Origin of the sequence: Sphingomonas sp. BK235 (assembly GCF_004345855.1) — a bacterium.
In the GTDB taxonomy this organism is placed as follows: Bacteria; Pseudomonadota; Alphaproteobacteria; order Sphingomonadales; family Sphingomonadaceae; genus Sphingomonas.
In genome coordinates this window covers 213,940-227,435 of the sequence record NZ_SLXN01000005.1, presented here as the reverse complement: position 1 = coordinate 227,435, position 13,496 = coordinate 213,940, and the positions used below count along the sequence as shown (strand labels likewise).

The 13,496-nt window shown below is 70.4% G+C and carries 8 protein-coding genes; 1 reads left to right on the top strand and 7 read right to left on the bottom strand.

The annotated features are described in order from the left end of the window. Positions 1-160 precede the first annotated feature (160 nt). Positions 161-3,292, top strand: a complete 3,132-nt coding sequence (locus EV292_RS14610) for a TonB-dependent receptor (RefSeq protein ID WP_243693790.1) — start codon at positions 161-163, stop codon at positions 3,290-3,292. Between the two features lie 82 nt (positions 3,293-3,374). Here EV292_RS14610 and EV292_RS14605 read toward each other — a convergent pair whose 3' ends face one another. From EV292_RS14605 to EV292_RS14575, 7 genes are all read right to left on the bottom strand, one after another. Next, positions 3,375-4,937, bottom strand: a complete 1,563-nt coding sequence (locus EV292_RS14605) for a family 43 glycosylhydrolase (RefSeq protein WP_132909963.1) — start codon at positions 4,935-4,937, stop codon at positions 3,375-3,377. After that, positions 4,934-5,932 (bottom strand): alpha/beta hydrolase, encoded by a 999-nt coding sequence (locus EV292_RS14600; RefSeq protein WP_132909962.1) that lies wholly within the window; start codon positions 5,930-5,932, stop codon positions 4,934-4,936. The genes EV292_RS14605 and EV292_RS14600 overlap by 4 nt, the downstream gene beginning before the upstream one ends. A 9-nt stretch (positions 5,933-5,941) precedes the next feature. Continuing rightward, complete coding sequence (locus EV292_RS14595; protein WP_132909961.1) at positions 5,942-8,914, bottom strand: TonB-dependent receptor; 2,973 nt, start codon at positions 8,912-8,914, stop codon at positions 5,942-5,944. Between the two features lie 229 nt (positions 8,915-9,143). Then, on the bottom strand, positions 9,144-10,691 hold the full coding sequence (locus tag EV292_RS14590; protein WP_243693789.1) for a carboxylesterase/lipase family protein: 1,548 nt from the start codon (positions 10,689-10,691) through the stop codon (positions 9,144-9,146). Then, positions 10,688-11,443, bottom strand: coding sequence for a 2-dehydro-3-deoxy-D-gluconate 5-dehydrogenase KduD (gene kduD, locus EV292_RS14585; RefSeq protein ID WP_132909959.1), 756 nt, complete (start codon positions 11,441-11,443; stop codon positions 10,688-10,690). Before kduD ends, EV292_RS14590 begins: the two co-directional genes overlap by 4 nt. 8 nt (positions 11,444-11,451) lie before the next feature. Beyond that, positions 11,452-12,294 carry a 5-dehydro-4-deoxy-D-glucuronate isomerase gene (gene kduI / locus EV292_RS14580; protein ID WP_132909958.1) on the bottom strand — a complete coding sequence of 281 codons (843 nt, stop codon included), beginning with the start codon at positions 12,292-12,294 and terminating at the stop codon, positions 11,452-11,454. Positions 12,295-12,447: 153 nt separating this feature from the next. Continuing rightward, positions 12,448-13,473, bottom strand: coding sequence for a LacI family DNA-binding transcriptional regulator (locus tag EV292_RS14575; RefSeq protein ID WP_132909957.1), 1,026 nt, complete (start codon positions 13,471-13,473; stop codon positions 12,448-12,450). Between the last annotated feature and the right edge of the window lie 23 nt (positions 13,474-13,496).

Below are 13,496 nucleotides of genomic sequence, written 5' to 3'. Positions count from 1 at the left end.
CGCGCAAATCTGTCCGACAACTATGCCGACAGGAGAGGAACAGGTCGGCGACGCTCGCCGGCAGCGCGTCCGAGCGGAACAACCGCCGGATTCATCGGGGTCGCCGATGCGCCGCACGAGCGTGACCAGCCTCTCCGCTAACGGGAGGAGGGGTCTGGATATGACGACATTCGAGATGGAGCTGGGGCGGGGCCTGGCGGCGTGCCGCCGCGGCGCGTTGATCGCGGCGAGCGGCGCCGCGCTCGCGATGGCGCTGGCGATGCCGGCGCAGGCGCAGACCGAGCCCGCGGCACAGACCGTGCCGCCGGCGACCACCCAGCCGGGCTCGGCCGCGGCGACGCCCTCGGGCGCCGATCCCGCCACCGCCGACAGCGTCGCCACGGTCGACCAGCCCGACCCCGATACCGTGCCGACCGGCAGCGACATCATCGTCACCGGATCGCGCATCACCTCGAGCGGGTTCAACGCCCCGACGCCGACCCAGGTGATCGGCGCGGCCGACCTGCAGCGGCTGGCGCAGCCCAACATCTTCAACGCGGTGACGCAGCTGCCGTCGCTGCAGGGATCGACCGGCCGCGCCACCTCGGTGGGCAGCACGTCGAGCGGCATCCAGGGGCTCAGCTCCTTCTCGCTGCGCGGCCTCGGCGCGATCCGCACGCTGACGCTGCTCGACGGCCAGCGCTTCGTCGGCGCCAATTACTCGGGCGTGCCCGATGTCAGCCAGTTCCCGCAGCTGCTCGTCCAGCGCGTCGACGTGGTCAATGGCGGCGCCTCGGCCTCCTACGGGTCGGACGCGGTCGGCGGCGTGGTCAACTTCATCACCGACAAGCGCTTCAAGGGCTTCAAGGCGAACGTCCAGGGCAGCATCACCACCTATGGCGACGACGAGGGCGTCACCGCGCAGGTCGCCTGGGGCAACAGCTATTACGAGGATCGCCTCCACGTCGTGGTCAGCGGCGAATATGGCTATCAGGGCGGCGTGCCCAATCCGGGCTTCGGCATCGTCGGCGCGAACGGGCGTGACTGGTACAATTCGCCCGCCTTCATCCAGACCGGCGTGACCAATACCCCCGCCGGCCAGCCGCGCATCTTCTACATCCAGAACGCGCAGCAATATCAATATTCCAAGTTCGGCCTGATCACCTCTGGCCCGCTCCAGGGCATCGCCTTCGGCGCCAACGGCCAGCCGTATCAGTTCCAATATGGCTCCAACGGCGTTCCCACCGGCACGGGCGCGGTGCGCGGCTGTACGCCGTCCTTCTGCTCGGGCGGCGACACCAGCGGCGTGGTCGGCGCGGGCACCAGCCTCGCTTCCAAGCTCGAGCGCTACAATTACTATTCGCGCGTCGGCTTCGACTTCGCGCCCAACAACGAGGTGTATTTCACCTTCAACGGCTCGCGGGTGAGCTCGGAGAATTCGCCCAACCCCGGTTACGCGCAACAGGCCAACCTGACGATCCAGTGCGGCGTCAACAACGTCAACGCCAACCCGTTCGTGCCGCAGGCGATCCAGCAGGCCTGCACCAACGCGGGGATCACCCAGTTCCAGTACGGTTCGGCGCTGGCGCAGCTCGGCGACTTCATCGAGGTGAAGCCGGTGCGGACCAGCCTGCGCTACGTCGTCGGCGCCAACGGCAAGTTCAACGGCCTGGGCACCGAGTGGAGCTACGACGCTTATTACCAGTACGGGCGGAACTACACCGACCTGCACGTCGACAACATGCTCAACATCTCGCGCTTCCGCGCCGCCTATCAGGCGATCCGCCTGCCCAACGGCGCGATCGGCTGCGCCAATGCGGCGGCGCGCGCGGCGGGCTGCGTCCCGCTCAACATCATCGGCGACGGCGGCGTCACCGAGGCGGCGCTCAACTACGTCAAGCCCGCGATCGGGCCGTATCAGCACACCTGGTCGACGCAGAATGCCGGCGCGGTCAGCCTCAACGGCCAGCCGGTGTCGACCTGGGCGGGGCCGCTCTCGGTCGCGCTCGGCTATGAATATCGCCGCGAATGGTATCGCACCAAGGCCGATCCGTACGGCAACGGCGTCACCGCGGCCAATCCGAACACCGCGGATTACCCCGCCGATCCGACCCAGAACACGCTGACCGGCGGCAATTGGTACGCCGGCAACTACAAGAACGGCACCGGCCGCTACAACGTCCACGAGGGCTTCCTCGAGCTCGACATCCCGATCTCGAACGAGGACCAGATCGGCCGCGCCAACCTCAACGCGGGCGTCCGCGAGACGCATTACAGCACCTCCGGCTGGATCACGAGCTGGAAGGTCGGCGCCACCTGGGACACGCCGCTGACCGGCCTGCGCCTGCGCGGCGTGACCTCGCGCGACGTGCGTGCGCCCAACTTGTCCGAGCTGTTCCGCACGCCGACCTTCGCCAACGCGACCTTCCTCGATCCGCGCGCGCCCGGCACCTCGCCGACCGCGGGGCAGTTCGTCCAGGCGCCGTCGAACACGATCGGCAACACCGACCTGAAGCCGGAAACCTCGCGCAACACCACCGCCGGCTTCGTCTTCGACGGCGCGCAGGCGGGCTTCCTGCCGGGCTTCAACCTGTCGTTCGACTATTACAACATCAAGGTGAAGGGCATCATCACGCCGTTCAGCGGACAGTCGGCGATCAACCAATGCTTCCTGCAGAACCTCGCGCAGTTCTGCGGCTCCTTCAATCTCGACGCCTCGGCGGGGGCGCTGTTCGTCAACGAGCAGCTGTTCAACTTCGCCCGCGTCCGCACCAACGGCTTCGACATCGAGGCGAGCTATCGCCGGCCGCTGAGCGGGCTGGGGCTGCCGGGCTCGTTCACGATCCGCGGGCTCGCCACGCGCACGCTGCATTACACCGAGACCTCGGGTCTGCCGGGCACGATCCCGAGCGAGCAGGCCGGCAACAACCGCGGCAACATCCCCGACTGGAAGGTCTTCGCGATCCAGAGCTGGGACACGGACGCCTTCTCGCTCTCGGTGGCGGAGCGCTGGTTCTCGGACGGCGTCTATTCGAACGAGTATGTCCAGTGCGACCCCGGCAGCTGCCCTGCCCCGGATCCCACCGGCAACATCGCGACGATCAACGACAACACCATGCCGGGCGCCTTCTACGTCGATCTCGGCGGTTCGTGGAACGTGAGCAAGACGATCTCGGCCTATTTCAAGGTCGACAACCTGTTCAACGAGGCACCCGAGCCGTCGCCGCAGAACGGCGTGACCTACGGCTTCAACCCGGTGCTGTACGACGTCCTCGGCCGCACCTTCCGCGTCGGCCTGCGCCTCAACCTCTAGGCCGCCTCCCCCTGGCCTTATCCTGGCTCCCGGAGCGTCGCTCCGGGGGCCATTTTTCTGGGCGCGCCGCCGCCGCGGCGCGTCACGCCAGCGCGCGATAGGTGAAGTCGCGGAAGCGCGCGCTACCCCTGCCCGCCGCATAGAGGCCGGGGCGCAGCATCAGGAAGCCGCCGCGCACATTGTGGTGATAGCCCGAGACCTCCATGCCGCGGTCGAAGCGCGTCCACGTCCGCCCGCCGTCGCCGCTGGTGTGGAAGGAGACGATGTGGCGCCGGTTGGTGACGCGCAGCCGCATCCGCGCGCCGTGCGGGTTGGCGGGCCGCGCGCGCTCCAACCCATATTGATGCGTGACGAAGCGCGCGGGGTCGAACCCCAGCCCGCAATACAGCCGGTCGTCGTAGAAGAGCAGCAGCCCGGCGACCGTCGCGGGATCGACCTCGACGTCGCACTCGATCGCATAGGCCTGGTCGCCCGCGGTGAGCAGCAGCGGCGCCGAATCGTGCGGCGCGGTGCCGCGCGCGGCGAGCGTCAGCGTACCGCCCCCGACCCGCGCGCGCCGCGCCTCGTCCGCCGCGGGCCGGAAGAAATTCCATTTGCGGCCGAGCGCCAGCGTCGCGAAGTCGTCGGACAGCGGCTGGCCGTGCGGCACCGCGACGCCGCCGCGCGGCTTGGCGATCGCGCGCGACAGGTCGCCCCCGGTCATGCGGAACCAGCCGTCGGCGGTCCAGCGGATCGGGTCGAGCAGGGCCTGGCGCCCGAGCGTCCAATAGCCGTTCTCATAGCCGTGATAGACCGACCACCAGCCGCCGTCGGGCGCCTCGACCAGGCTGGCGTGGCCGCGCGACCACCAGCGCTCGGCGGTGCTGGTGGTGCGCACCAGCGGGTTGGCGGGATCGTTCTCCCATGGCCCGTGGATCGATCGCGACCGCGCCGCGATCACCATATGGCCGGTCGGCGGCCCGGCGGTGCCACCCACCGCGGTGATCATGTAGAACCAGCCGCCGTGGCGCACGATCTTGGGGCCTTCGGGCGAGAAGCCCTCCACGTCCCAATCGTCGGGATAACGCCACGGATCGTAGACATGCTCCACCGCGCCCGCGAGCGACAGCCCGTCCGCGGCGAGCCGGACGCGGTCGCCGCCCGAGAGGAAGAGCCAGCGCGAGCCGTCCTCGCCGACCGCGTGACACGGATCGATATGACGGTGCAGCCCGAGGTCGATCGGGTCGCTCCACGGCCCGTCGATATGGTCCGCCCACAGCACGTAGATCGTGTTGGGGGACGCCTTGACCGGCACGTAGAGGAAATAGCGGCCCGCGTGCTTCTCGAGGCTGACCGCCCAGACCGAGCCGATGTTGCGCGTCAGCGCGGCGGCGCGCGGGGTCCAGTTCACCAGGTCGCGGCTGTGCCAGATCGTCAACCCCGGATAGCTGTCGAAGCTGGAGAAGGTCATGTAATAGTCTGCGCCGTCGCGCAGGATCGCGGGATCGGGGTGGTCGCCCGCCAGGATCGGGTTGAGGAAACGCCCGTCGCCCAGATCGGGCACGCGCTGGCCCTCGTAGCCGCCGCGTGGCGCCGCGGGCGCCGCGGCGGGCAGCGCCGCCCCCGCGAGCGTGCCGGCCAGCAGCGCGCGGCGGTTCACCGTCATCCCAGCCCCCGCGTCTGCGCCCAGCGCCGGAACAGCTCGATCCACGCCCCGGCGGGTTTGTCCGCGACGCGGCGCAGGCCGAAGCCATGGCCGCCCTCGGCGAACAGATGCGTCTCCACCGCCACGCCCGCGGCGCGCAGCGCGGCGCGCATCGCGAGGCTGTTGTCGACCGGCACCGTGGCGTCGTCCTCGGCATGGACCAGGAAACAGGGCGGCGTGTCGCGCGTCACGTGGAGCGCGGGCGTGTGCGCGCGCTCGCGCGCGGGGTCGGCGTCGCGCCCGATCAGCAAGGTGCGCGAGCCCGGATGCGCGAGCGGCGCGCTCATCGACTGGACCGCGTAGATCGGGGCGGCGAGGTCGGGCCGCGCCGACAGCCGATCGGCGGCGTCGACCGGCGCGTACGTCGTGGCGGCGAAGCGCGTCGCCAGATCGCCGCAGACATGCCCCCCGGCGGAGAAGCCCATCGCCGCGACGCGATCGGGACGGATCGCATAATGCGCGGCGCGCGCGCGGATCAGCCGCATCGCGCGCTGCGCGTCGGACAGCGCGACATCGGGTCCGGCGGCCCAGCCCTCGCCCGGCAACCGATAGAAGAGGACGAACACGGTATAGCCGCGCGCCGAGAGCCACCTCCCGACCTCATAGCCCTCCTTGTCGATCACCACCCAGCGATAGCCGCCGCCCGGCGTCACCAGCACCGCCGCACCGTTGGGGACGGCGGGCCGGAACACCGCCAGCCGCGGGCGCGCGATGCCATGGACCGCCCGGTCGCTCGCGCGCGGGTCGGTGCTGCGCTCCACCACCTTCTCCACCGGCGCGCGCGCGGGAAGCCCGGGGGCGGCGCCCGGCCACAGATCGATCGTTTCCTCGGGGTCGGGCACGCCGGGCGGGCGCTGTCCCGCGACGGCCGGGGGCGGGGTCTGCGCGGTCGCGGCGGCGCCGATCCCGGCCGCGACCGAGCCGACCAGCGCGTGGCGGCGATCGATCAGCCTCATCCCTTCCCCTCACATCTTGAAGCGCGCGCCGACCAGCAGGGTGCGCCCGAAGTGATTATACTCGTAGTTCCGGTTGGCATCCAAATCGGTGTAGCGGTTGCGGTAATTGTCGGTGAGGTTGGTCCCCTCCAGCGACAGCTCGACGTTGGGGGTCAGCTTGTAACGCACCGAGGCATCGACGTTGAGCGAGGAATTATAGCCCTCGAACACATTGCCCGTGCCGGAGCCGCCATCGATGTACGGGCCGCGATAGCTGACCGAGCCGCGCGCGCTGAACCGCGCATCCTCGTAATAGAGCGTGCCGTTATAGGCGCGCTTGGACAGGCCGTAGAGCGTCTCGGTGCGCGTCACCGGGACGAGCGCGCCGCCGGGCGTCACCGCCGGCCCGCTCTGGGTATAGGCCGCGTCGGACCCGATGAAGGTGGCGTTGGCGATCACGCCGAAGTTGCGCAGGAACCCCGGCAGGAAGCGCAGCGCGGTCTGGAACGACAGCTCCATGCCCTTGAGCGAGGCGCCGGTGCCGTTCACCACCGAGGTGATCTGCCACAATTGCCCCTCCGGATTGGAGGCGGCGGGCGAGCTCGGCGGGATGATCCCGGTCGGCAGCCCGGTCGAGGCATAGGTCCCCGAGGTGGTGACCGACACCGGGAAACTGTCCACCGTCTTCTTGAACAGCGCCACCGACAGGATCGACTGCGGCGCGAAATACCATTCCGCGGCGAGGTCGAAGGAGGTGGCGCGGAACGGATCGAGCTGCGGGTTGCCGAAGCTGATGCGATAGTTGAAGCCGTCGACCGAGCCGCCGGGGGTCAGATTGCCGAGCGTCGGGCGCGTCATCACCTTGGACACCGCGCCGCGCAGGATGATCTCCTCGGTCGGGAACAGCGCGACGTTGAGCGCGGGCAGCCAGTCGTCATAGCCGCGCCGCACCGTCACCGCGGTACCGTTGTTGAGCCCGGTCGAGGTCTGCGCGGTATGGACGAAGCGCATCCCGGCGTTGGCGGCATAGCGCAGCCCGAGCAGCTCGCCCTTGATGTCGAACTCGAGATAGCCGCCGGTCACTTCCTCGACGACGTTGCGGATATTGCCGACATCGGGCGCGAGCGCGCGGTCGTACAGGCCGGTATAGTCTGCCGCCGCGGCGATGTTGGGGATCAGGAAGCTGGTGGTCGTGCCCGAGGGCTGCCCCGCCTTGCCGAGCTCGAAGATCTCGCCGAGATCGAACGCGGGCAGGCCGTACACCGCGCCCGGCGCGAACACCTGCGACGAGGGCGAGCAGGTGACGCTGCCCAGCACCACGTCGGGCGCCGCGGTGGTCCGGGTCGGGCAGACGGTGGCGTCGCGCGTATAGGCGACCGAGTCGAACGAGAAGCGCCGCCACACCCCGCCCGCCTTGGCGGTGAAATCGTCGGTCACGTCCCATTCGGTGCGCAGCTGCGCGGTGCGGAACTTGTTGACCACGGTGGAGGGCCGGTCACGCACCTCGGCGAGCTGGAAGCGTGACGGATCGGTCACGCTGGTGCCGAACGTCAGCTGCGGCCGTCGCATGTCGGTGTAATCGTAGCTGTAGTTCTGCGCGGTGCGATCGTCGAACACGAAGGTGGTCTCGACCGGGATCGTCGCGTCCGACTGCGAGATGCCGCCCAGCACGGTGAAGCGGAAGCGGTCGCCGATGTCCTGGTCCCAGCTGCCGCCGATCTGGTAGAATTCGGTCTGCGACTTGCGGAAATAATGTTCGGTCCGCACCCAGGCGTCGTTGAGCGTGGCCGAGACCATGTTGCCGCGATCGTCGTAGGTCGGGCCGAGCAGGTCGATCGAGCGTTCGTTGGAGCGCAGCAGCACCTCGCCCCATTTCTCCTCGCGATCCTCGCGGAAGCGCGAGTAGAGCCCGTCGATCGAGATCTTGGTCGCCTCGCTCGGCGCGAACTGGACGCTGCCGGTGACGCCGAGCCGCTCGCGGTCGTGCAGCACCTCGCCGTAGCGCGGGATACGCGGGTGGAAGGCGAGCGCGGCCTGGTCGCACGCCGCGCTGGGACGATAGGTGCCGCCGCTGTTGCGCACCGGGGTGGTGCCGGTGGCGCTGTTGTAGAAGCACGGCGTGCCGTCGACCGAGTCGAAGCGCGCCTGCGCCCAGCGCACCGTGTTGTTGCCGAGCTCGAGGATGTTGGTCTTGCTGTACGCCGCCGAGACCGCGGCGCCGAACGTCCCCGCCTCGTTCTTCCACGACAGCAGCCCAGCGACGCGCGGACGCAGCTTCTCCGACAGATCGTTGTAGCTGCCCTGTACCGAGCCGACGAGCGTCACCCCCGCCTTGCCGCCCAACGGGTTGCCGGTGTTGAGATCCACCACCGCGCCGAGCGATCCCTCGTCGAGCGACGCCTCCGCGGTCTTGTGGACCACGATCGAGTTGAACAGCTCGGACGCGAAGACGTTGAAGTCGAAGGCGCGGTCGCGGTTGGAGCTGGCACCGTCAGTGGAGGTGGCGACCGTCTCCATGCCGTTGACGCGGACGCGCGTGAACTGCGCGCCGAGCCCGCGCACCGTGATCGCGCGTCCCTCGCCGGCGTCGCGCTGGATCGAGATGCCGGGGATGCGCTGGAGCGACTCGGCCAGATTCTGGTCGGGGAATTTGGCGATATCCTCGGCGACGATCGCGTCCACCGCGCCGATCGACTCGCGCTTGACGTTGAGCGCGGCGTCGAGCGAGCGGCGGAAGCCGGTGACGATGATGTCGGAGGCGGCGCCCTCGTCCAGCGGCGCCGCAGTAGTGGCGGCGGGGTCGGGCGCGCCGTCCTGCGGCGCGACCGCGGTCTGCGCGGGTGAGGGATCCTGATGCGTCGGGTCGCCGGGGGCCGGGCTCGCGGGGACGGCCGCCGCCTGCGCCAGCACCGGCGTGGGGAGCAGCAGCGCGAGCGCCACCGCCACCGGCGAGGCGCCGCGCCGCCATCGGCTGCGCTCGCGAATCGCGATTACCTCGATCATCTCACCTCTCCCCTCACGCCCCGGGCGCTACCCCGATCGCTGTTTTGACACCGGTTACGGTCGCGGGTGAGCGCCGGTCGCCGGATCGCTGCCGAGGAGGTCTCTGGCGCACGCTCCACGCGCGTGCGTCCGTGATCCTCCCCGCGGCGCCGGGTTGTCGCCCGGTTCTGCCGTGCCACGTTGTCGTTCAGAGTGGTAACCGGTGTCAACCCGCTTTGAGCGGAGAGGATCAGCTGCCCGGCTGGATATAGGGCACGCGCGCGAACAGCTCGCGCTGCCAGCGGCGCGGGTCGTCCTCCACCCGCGATCGCGCATCGACGATCAGCGTCGCGCGCCGCTCCAGCGTATAACGCGGCCAGTCGGGCGCCCCGCGATGATCGGGTCGCCCCGACGCGGCGAAGGCGGCGAAGGCGTTCTGGAGCGTGGCGCTCGCGGCGCGTGCGTCCGCGCCGGTCCCGGTCTGCGACCCGGCGGCGTCGAGCGTGCCGAACACCAGCGGGATGTCCATCGTGTGGAAGGCGCCGCGGCGGGGATCGGTGCGCGAGGCGAAATCGAGCTGATAGACGTAGGCCGGCACCCCCGCGGCGGCGCGCGCCTCGGCCTCGATCACCTGCCCGCGCCAGCTCCGCCCCGCGGTGGTGGCGTCGTAGAAGACGTCGAGCGGCGTGGAAGCCGGGAAGCGCGCGCGATACTGCGCCACCACCCATTCGGGCAGGATGTCGATCTTGAGCTCGGTGGCGAGGCGCGCCGCCAGATTGTCCCAGGTCAGCCCGCGCAACGTCGGCGAGTCGGGCGCGATGAACGCACGCGTCTCGTCGCGCGTGTTGCCCAGGATCATCGGCACCGCGCGGCCCAGCGGGTGCGCGTCGGGCCAGAAGGGGTGGCGCGACAGCCAGCGCATGTCGAGCACCGGCCCGAAATAGAGGCCGCCCCCCAGGATCGGGTCGCGCGTGTCGAGCGCCTCCACCAGCCGCGCCGCCGGCAGCGCGAGCAGCGGCGCGAGGTCGCATTCGTCGACGCGCAGCGCCGCCAGATAGGCGCGCGCGCGCTCGGTGGCGTGGAGCGGCCCCGAGGCGGTCACCTGCTGCCCGCTCATCGTCGCGGCGCGCTGGAACAGGCCGTGCGCGGCCTCCATCCCCATCAGCGTCGCGATCTTGGCGCCCCCGCCCGACTGGCCGAAGACCATCACGCGCGCCGGGTCGCCGCCGAAGCCGGCGATATGATCGCGCACCCAGCGCAGCGCGAGGATCAGGTCGAGCTGGCCGAGATTGCCACTGTCCGCGAACCGCGGGTCGAACCGGGCGAGATACAGATAGCCGAGTGCGTTGAGCCGATGATTGACCGTGACCACCACCACATCGCCGCGCGCCGCCAGCGCCGCGCCGTCGTTGAGCGGGTCGGTGACGCTGCCGTTCGAATAGGCGCCGCCGTGGATGTAGACCATCACGGGGCGCCGCGCGCGCGCGTCGGCCTCCGCGGTCCAGACGTTGAGGTACAGGCATTGCTCGTCCTGCGGACCATAAGGTCCGCGTTGCGGGCAGACCGGGCCGAACCTATCGGCCGCCCGCGGCTCGCCGTGCGCGGCGTAAGCGCGCGGCGCGCGGAACCGCGGCGCGATCCCGTAGCGGATGCCGCGGAACACGCGCACCCCGCGCTCGCGCGTGCCGGTCAGGTCGCCCGAGGCGGTGCGCACCGCGCGATCGGCCGCGCCCGCGCGCGTCCCCAGCAGCAGCGCGGCGCCGGCGCCGATCGCGCCGCGCCGCGTCCAGCCGCTCACCGCGCCAGCCACCCGCCGTCCACCGCGAGGACATGCCCCTGGACATAGGCGGCCGCGTCGGAGGCGAGGAACACCGCCGCCCCGCCCAGATCGGCGGGATCGCCCCAGCGCCCGGCGGGGATGCGGTCGAGGATCGCGGCGTTGCGCGTGGCGTCCGCCTGGAGCGCGGCGGTGTTGTTGGTGGCGATATAGCCCGGCGCGATCGCGTTCACGGTGACGCCGTGGCGCGCCCATTCGTTGGCGAGCAGCTTGGTCAGCCCGCCCACCCCCGACTTGGACGCGGTGTAGCTCGGCACGCGGATCCCGCCCTGGAAGGTCAGCATCGAGGCGATGTTGATGATCCGGCCGCGCCGCTGCGCGATCATGTGACGCCCCGCCGCCTGGCTGAGGAAGAACACGCTCTTCAGGTTGGTGTCGATCACCGCGTCCCAATCGGCCTCGGTGAAGTCGACCGCGTCGGCGCGCCGGATGATCCCGGCGTTGTTGACGAGGATGTCGAGCCCGCCCAGCGCCGCGACGGTCTCGTCGACGACGCGCGCGACCGGCTCGATCGTCGACAGGTCGGCGGCGATCAGCGCGGCGCGGCGCCCCGCGGCGCGAACCAGCGCCTCGGTCTCCTCCGCGGGGGTGCGCCCCGCGCAGGCGACGTCCGCGCCCGCGCGCGCCAGGGCCAGCGCGATCGCCTGACCGATCCCGGTGTTGGCGCCGGTGACCAGCGCGACGCGCCCGGTGAGGTCGAAGGGGTGCGTCATGGTCGCGCTCACGCCAGCTGGCAGATGTCGAGGACGGTCATGTCGGTGTAATCCTGGTTCTCGCCCGCCATCGCCCAGATGAAGGCGTAGCTCTTGGTGCCCGCCCCCATGTGGATCGACCAGGGCGGCGAGATCACCGCTTCCTCGTTCTGCATCACGATGTGGCGGGTCGCGGCGCCCTCGCCCATGAAGTGCATGACGCGGTCGGTCGCGAGATCGTCGAGCTCGAAGTAGAAATAGATCTCGCTGCGGCGCTCGTGGACGTGCGGCGGCATCGTGTTCCACACGCTGCCCGGCTTGAGCACCGTCAGCCCCATCACCAGCTGCGCGCTGTCGCACACGCCGGGGATGACGAGCTGGAAGATCGTGCGCTCGTTCGACTCGGCGAGGCTGCCGCGCTCCAGCGCATTGGCATCGGCGATCCCCAGCTTGCGCGTCGCGAAGGCGCGATGCGCCGGGCAGGAGGCGAGATAGAAGCGCGCCCCCTCGCCCGAGAAGACGACGTCGCGCGCGCCCATCGTGACGTACAGGCAATCCTTGTTGCCCAGCTCGAAACGCTCGCCGTCGACGGTGACCGCCCCCGCGACCGCGCCGACGTTGACGATCGCCAACTCGCGCCGCTCAAGGAACGGATGACCCGCCGCGGCGGCGGGCTCCTGCTGCGCGGGCAGCACCACGTCGTCGCCCGCCACCGCGACTCCGCCGATCACGAACCGGTCGGCATGGGTATAGTTGAGCACGCACTCGCCCGCCCGGAACAAGCCCGAGACGAGATAGCGGTCGCGCAACTCCTCGTTCGACACGCACGCCATCATGTCGGGGTGGGTGGCGTAATAGGTGCGATCGTACATGCTGGGCTCCCGTGGCGTAGCGCGCGGCGCACGCGCGGGGCTGGGCTAGCCGATGCCGCGGCAAGACGCACCCGCGCGCCGCCGCCACCTCTCCCCGCGCATGTCGCGCCTCGCCGGATTGGTAACCGGTGTCAGACCGACGCGCAACCCTGCTCAGTCGCGCGGCGGCGCGACCGAGCCGCGGCGGATCAGCGTCGAGAGGAACAAGGAGGGCTCCTCCACCACCGCCTCCTCCTCCACGCCCGCGATCAGCTTGAGCGCGGCCGACCGCGCCATCGAGGCGATCGGCCAGCGCACCGTGGTGAGCGGCGGCCAGACATGCGCGGCGATCGGCGTGTCGTCGAAGCCGATGATCGACAGGTCGCGCGGTATCTCCAGCCCGCGCTGGCGCGCGGCGTGGATCACGCCCGCGGCCATCTCGTCGTTGGAGGAGAAGATCGCGGTCGGCCGCGGCACCAGGTCGAGCAGCCGCTCGGCCGCGACCAGCCCCGAGTCGAACGTGTAATTGCCGTCCGCGATCATCGAGCGCGGCAGCGCGATCCCCGCCGCGGCCAGCGCTTCCTCGAAGCCGAGCCGCCGCTCGCGCGCCGAGCGGAAGCCGTGCGGGCCGCCGACCAGCCCGATGCGGCGATGCCCCTGCTCGATCAGATAGCCGGTCGCGCCGCGCACCGCCTCGCGATCGTTGGAGGCGACCATATGCTGCGCGTCGTCGAGCGCGGCCGAGCCCATCCGCACGTAGCGGCAGCCGATGTCGTCGCACAGCGCGGCGACGCTGTCGTTCTCGCTGATCGGCGGCATCAGCAGCACGCCGAACAGGCGCTGGCGCTCGAGGAAGTGGCGCAGGTCGTCGAGCATCGTCGCCGACCCGCGGTCGAGCGGGCGCACCACCATCTCGAACTCGGTGCCGTGGAGCGCCTCCAGCATCCCCTGCTGGACGTTCATGACCGTCTGCGCGTTGGGATTGTCATGCACCAGGCCGACCAGGAAATTGCGCCGCAGCGCCAGCGCGCGCGCCTGCGGGTTGGGGATATAGCCCAGGTCCGCCACCACCTCCTCGACGCGGCGGCGGGTCTCCTCGTTGAGCAGCGGCGAGCGGTTGATGACGCGGCTGACGGTCTTCTTCGACACGCCCGCGATCCGTGCCACGTCGTTGATCGTCGGTTGCCCGGTCTTCTGCATCACCCTCGTGTAGAGCCGCACTG

Coding starts and splice junctions, on each gene's coding strand:
- EV292_RS14610 (WP_243693790.1), top strand. CDS start 161: ATGACGACATTCGAGATGGAGCTGGGGCGGGGCCTGGCGGCGTGCCGC.
- EV292_RS14605 (WP_132909963.1), bottom strand. CDS start 4,937: ATGACGGTGAACCGCCGCGCGCTGCTGGCCGGCACGCTCGCGGGGGCG.
- EV292_RS14600 (WP_132909962.1), bottom strand. CDS start 5,932: ATGAGGCTGATCGATCGCCGCCACGCGCTGGTCGGCTCGGTCGCGGCC.
- EV292_RS14595 (WP_132909961.1), bottom strand. CDS start 8,914: ATGATCGAGGTAATCGCGATTCGCGAGCGCAGCCGATGGCGGCGCGGC.
- kduD (WP_132909959.1), bottom strand. CDS start 11,443: ATGACGCACCCCTTCGACCTCACCGGGCGCGTCGCGCTGGTCACCGGC.
- kduI (WP_132909958.1), bottom strand. CDS start 12,294: ATGTACGATCGCACCTATTACGCCACCCACCCCGACATGATGGCGTGC.
- EV292_RS14575 (WP_132909957.1), bottom strand. CDS start 13,473: ATGCAGAAGACCGGGCAACCGACGATCAACGACGTGGCACGGATCGCG.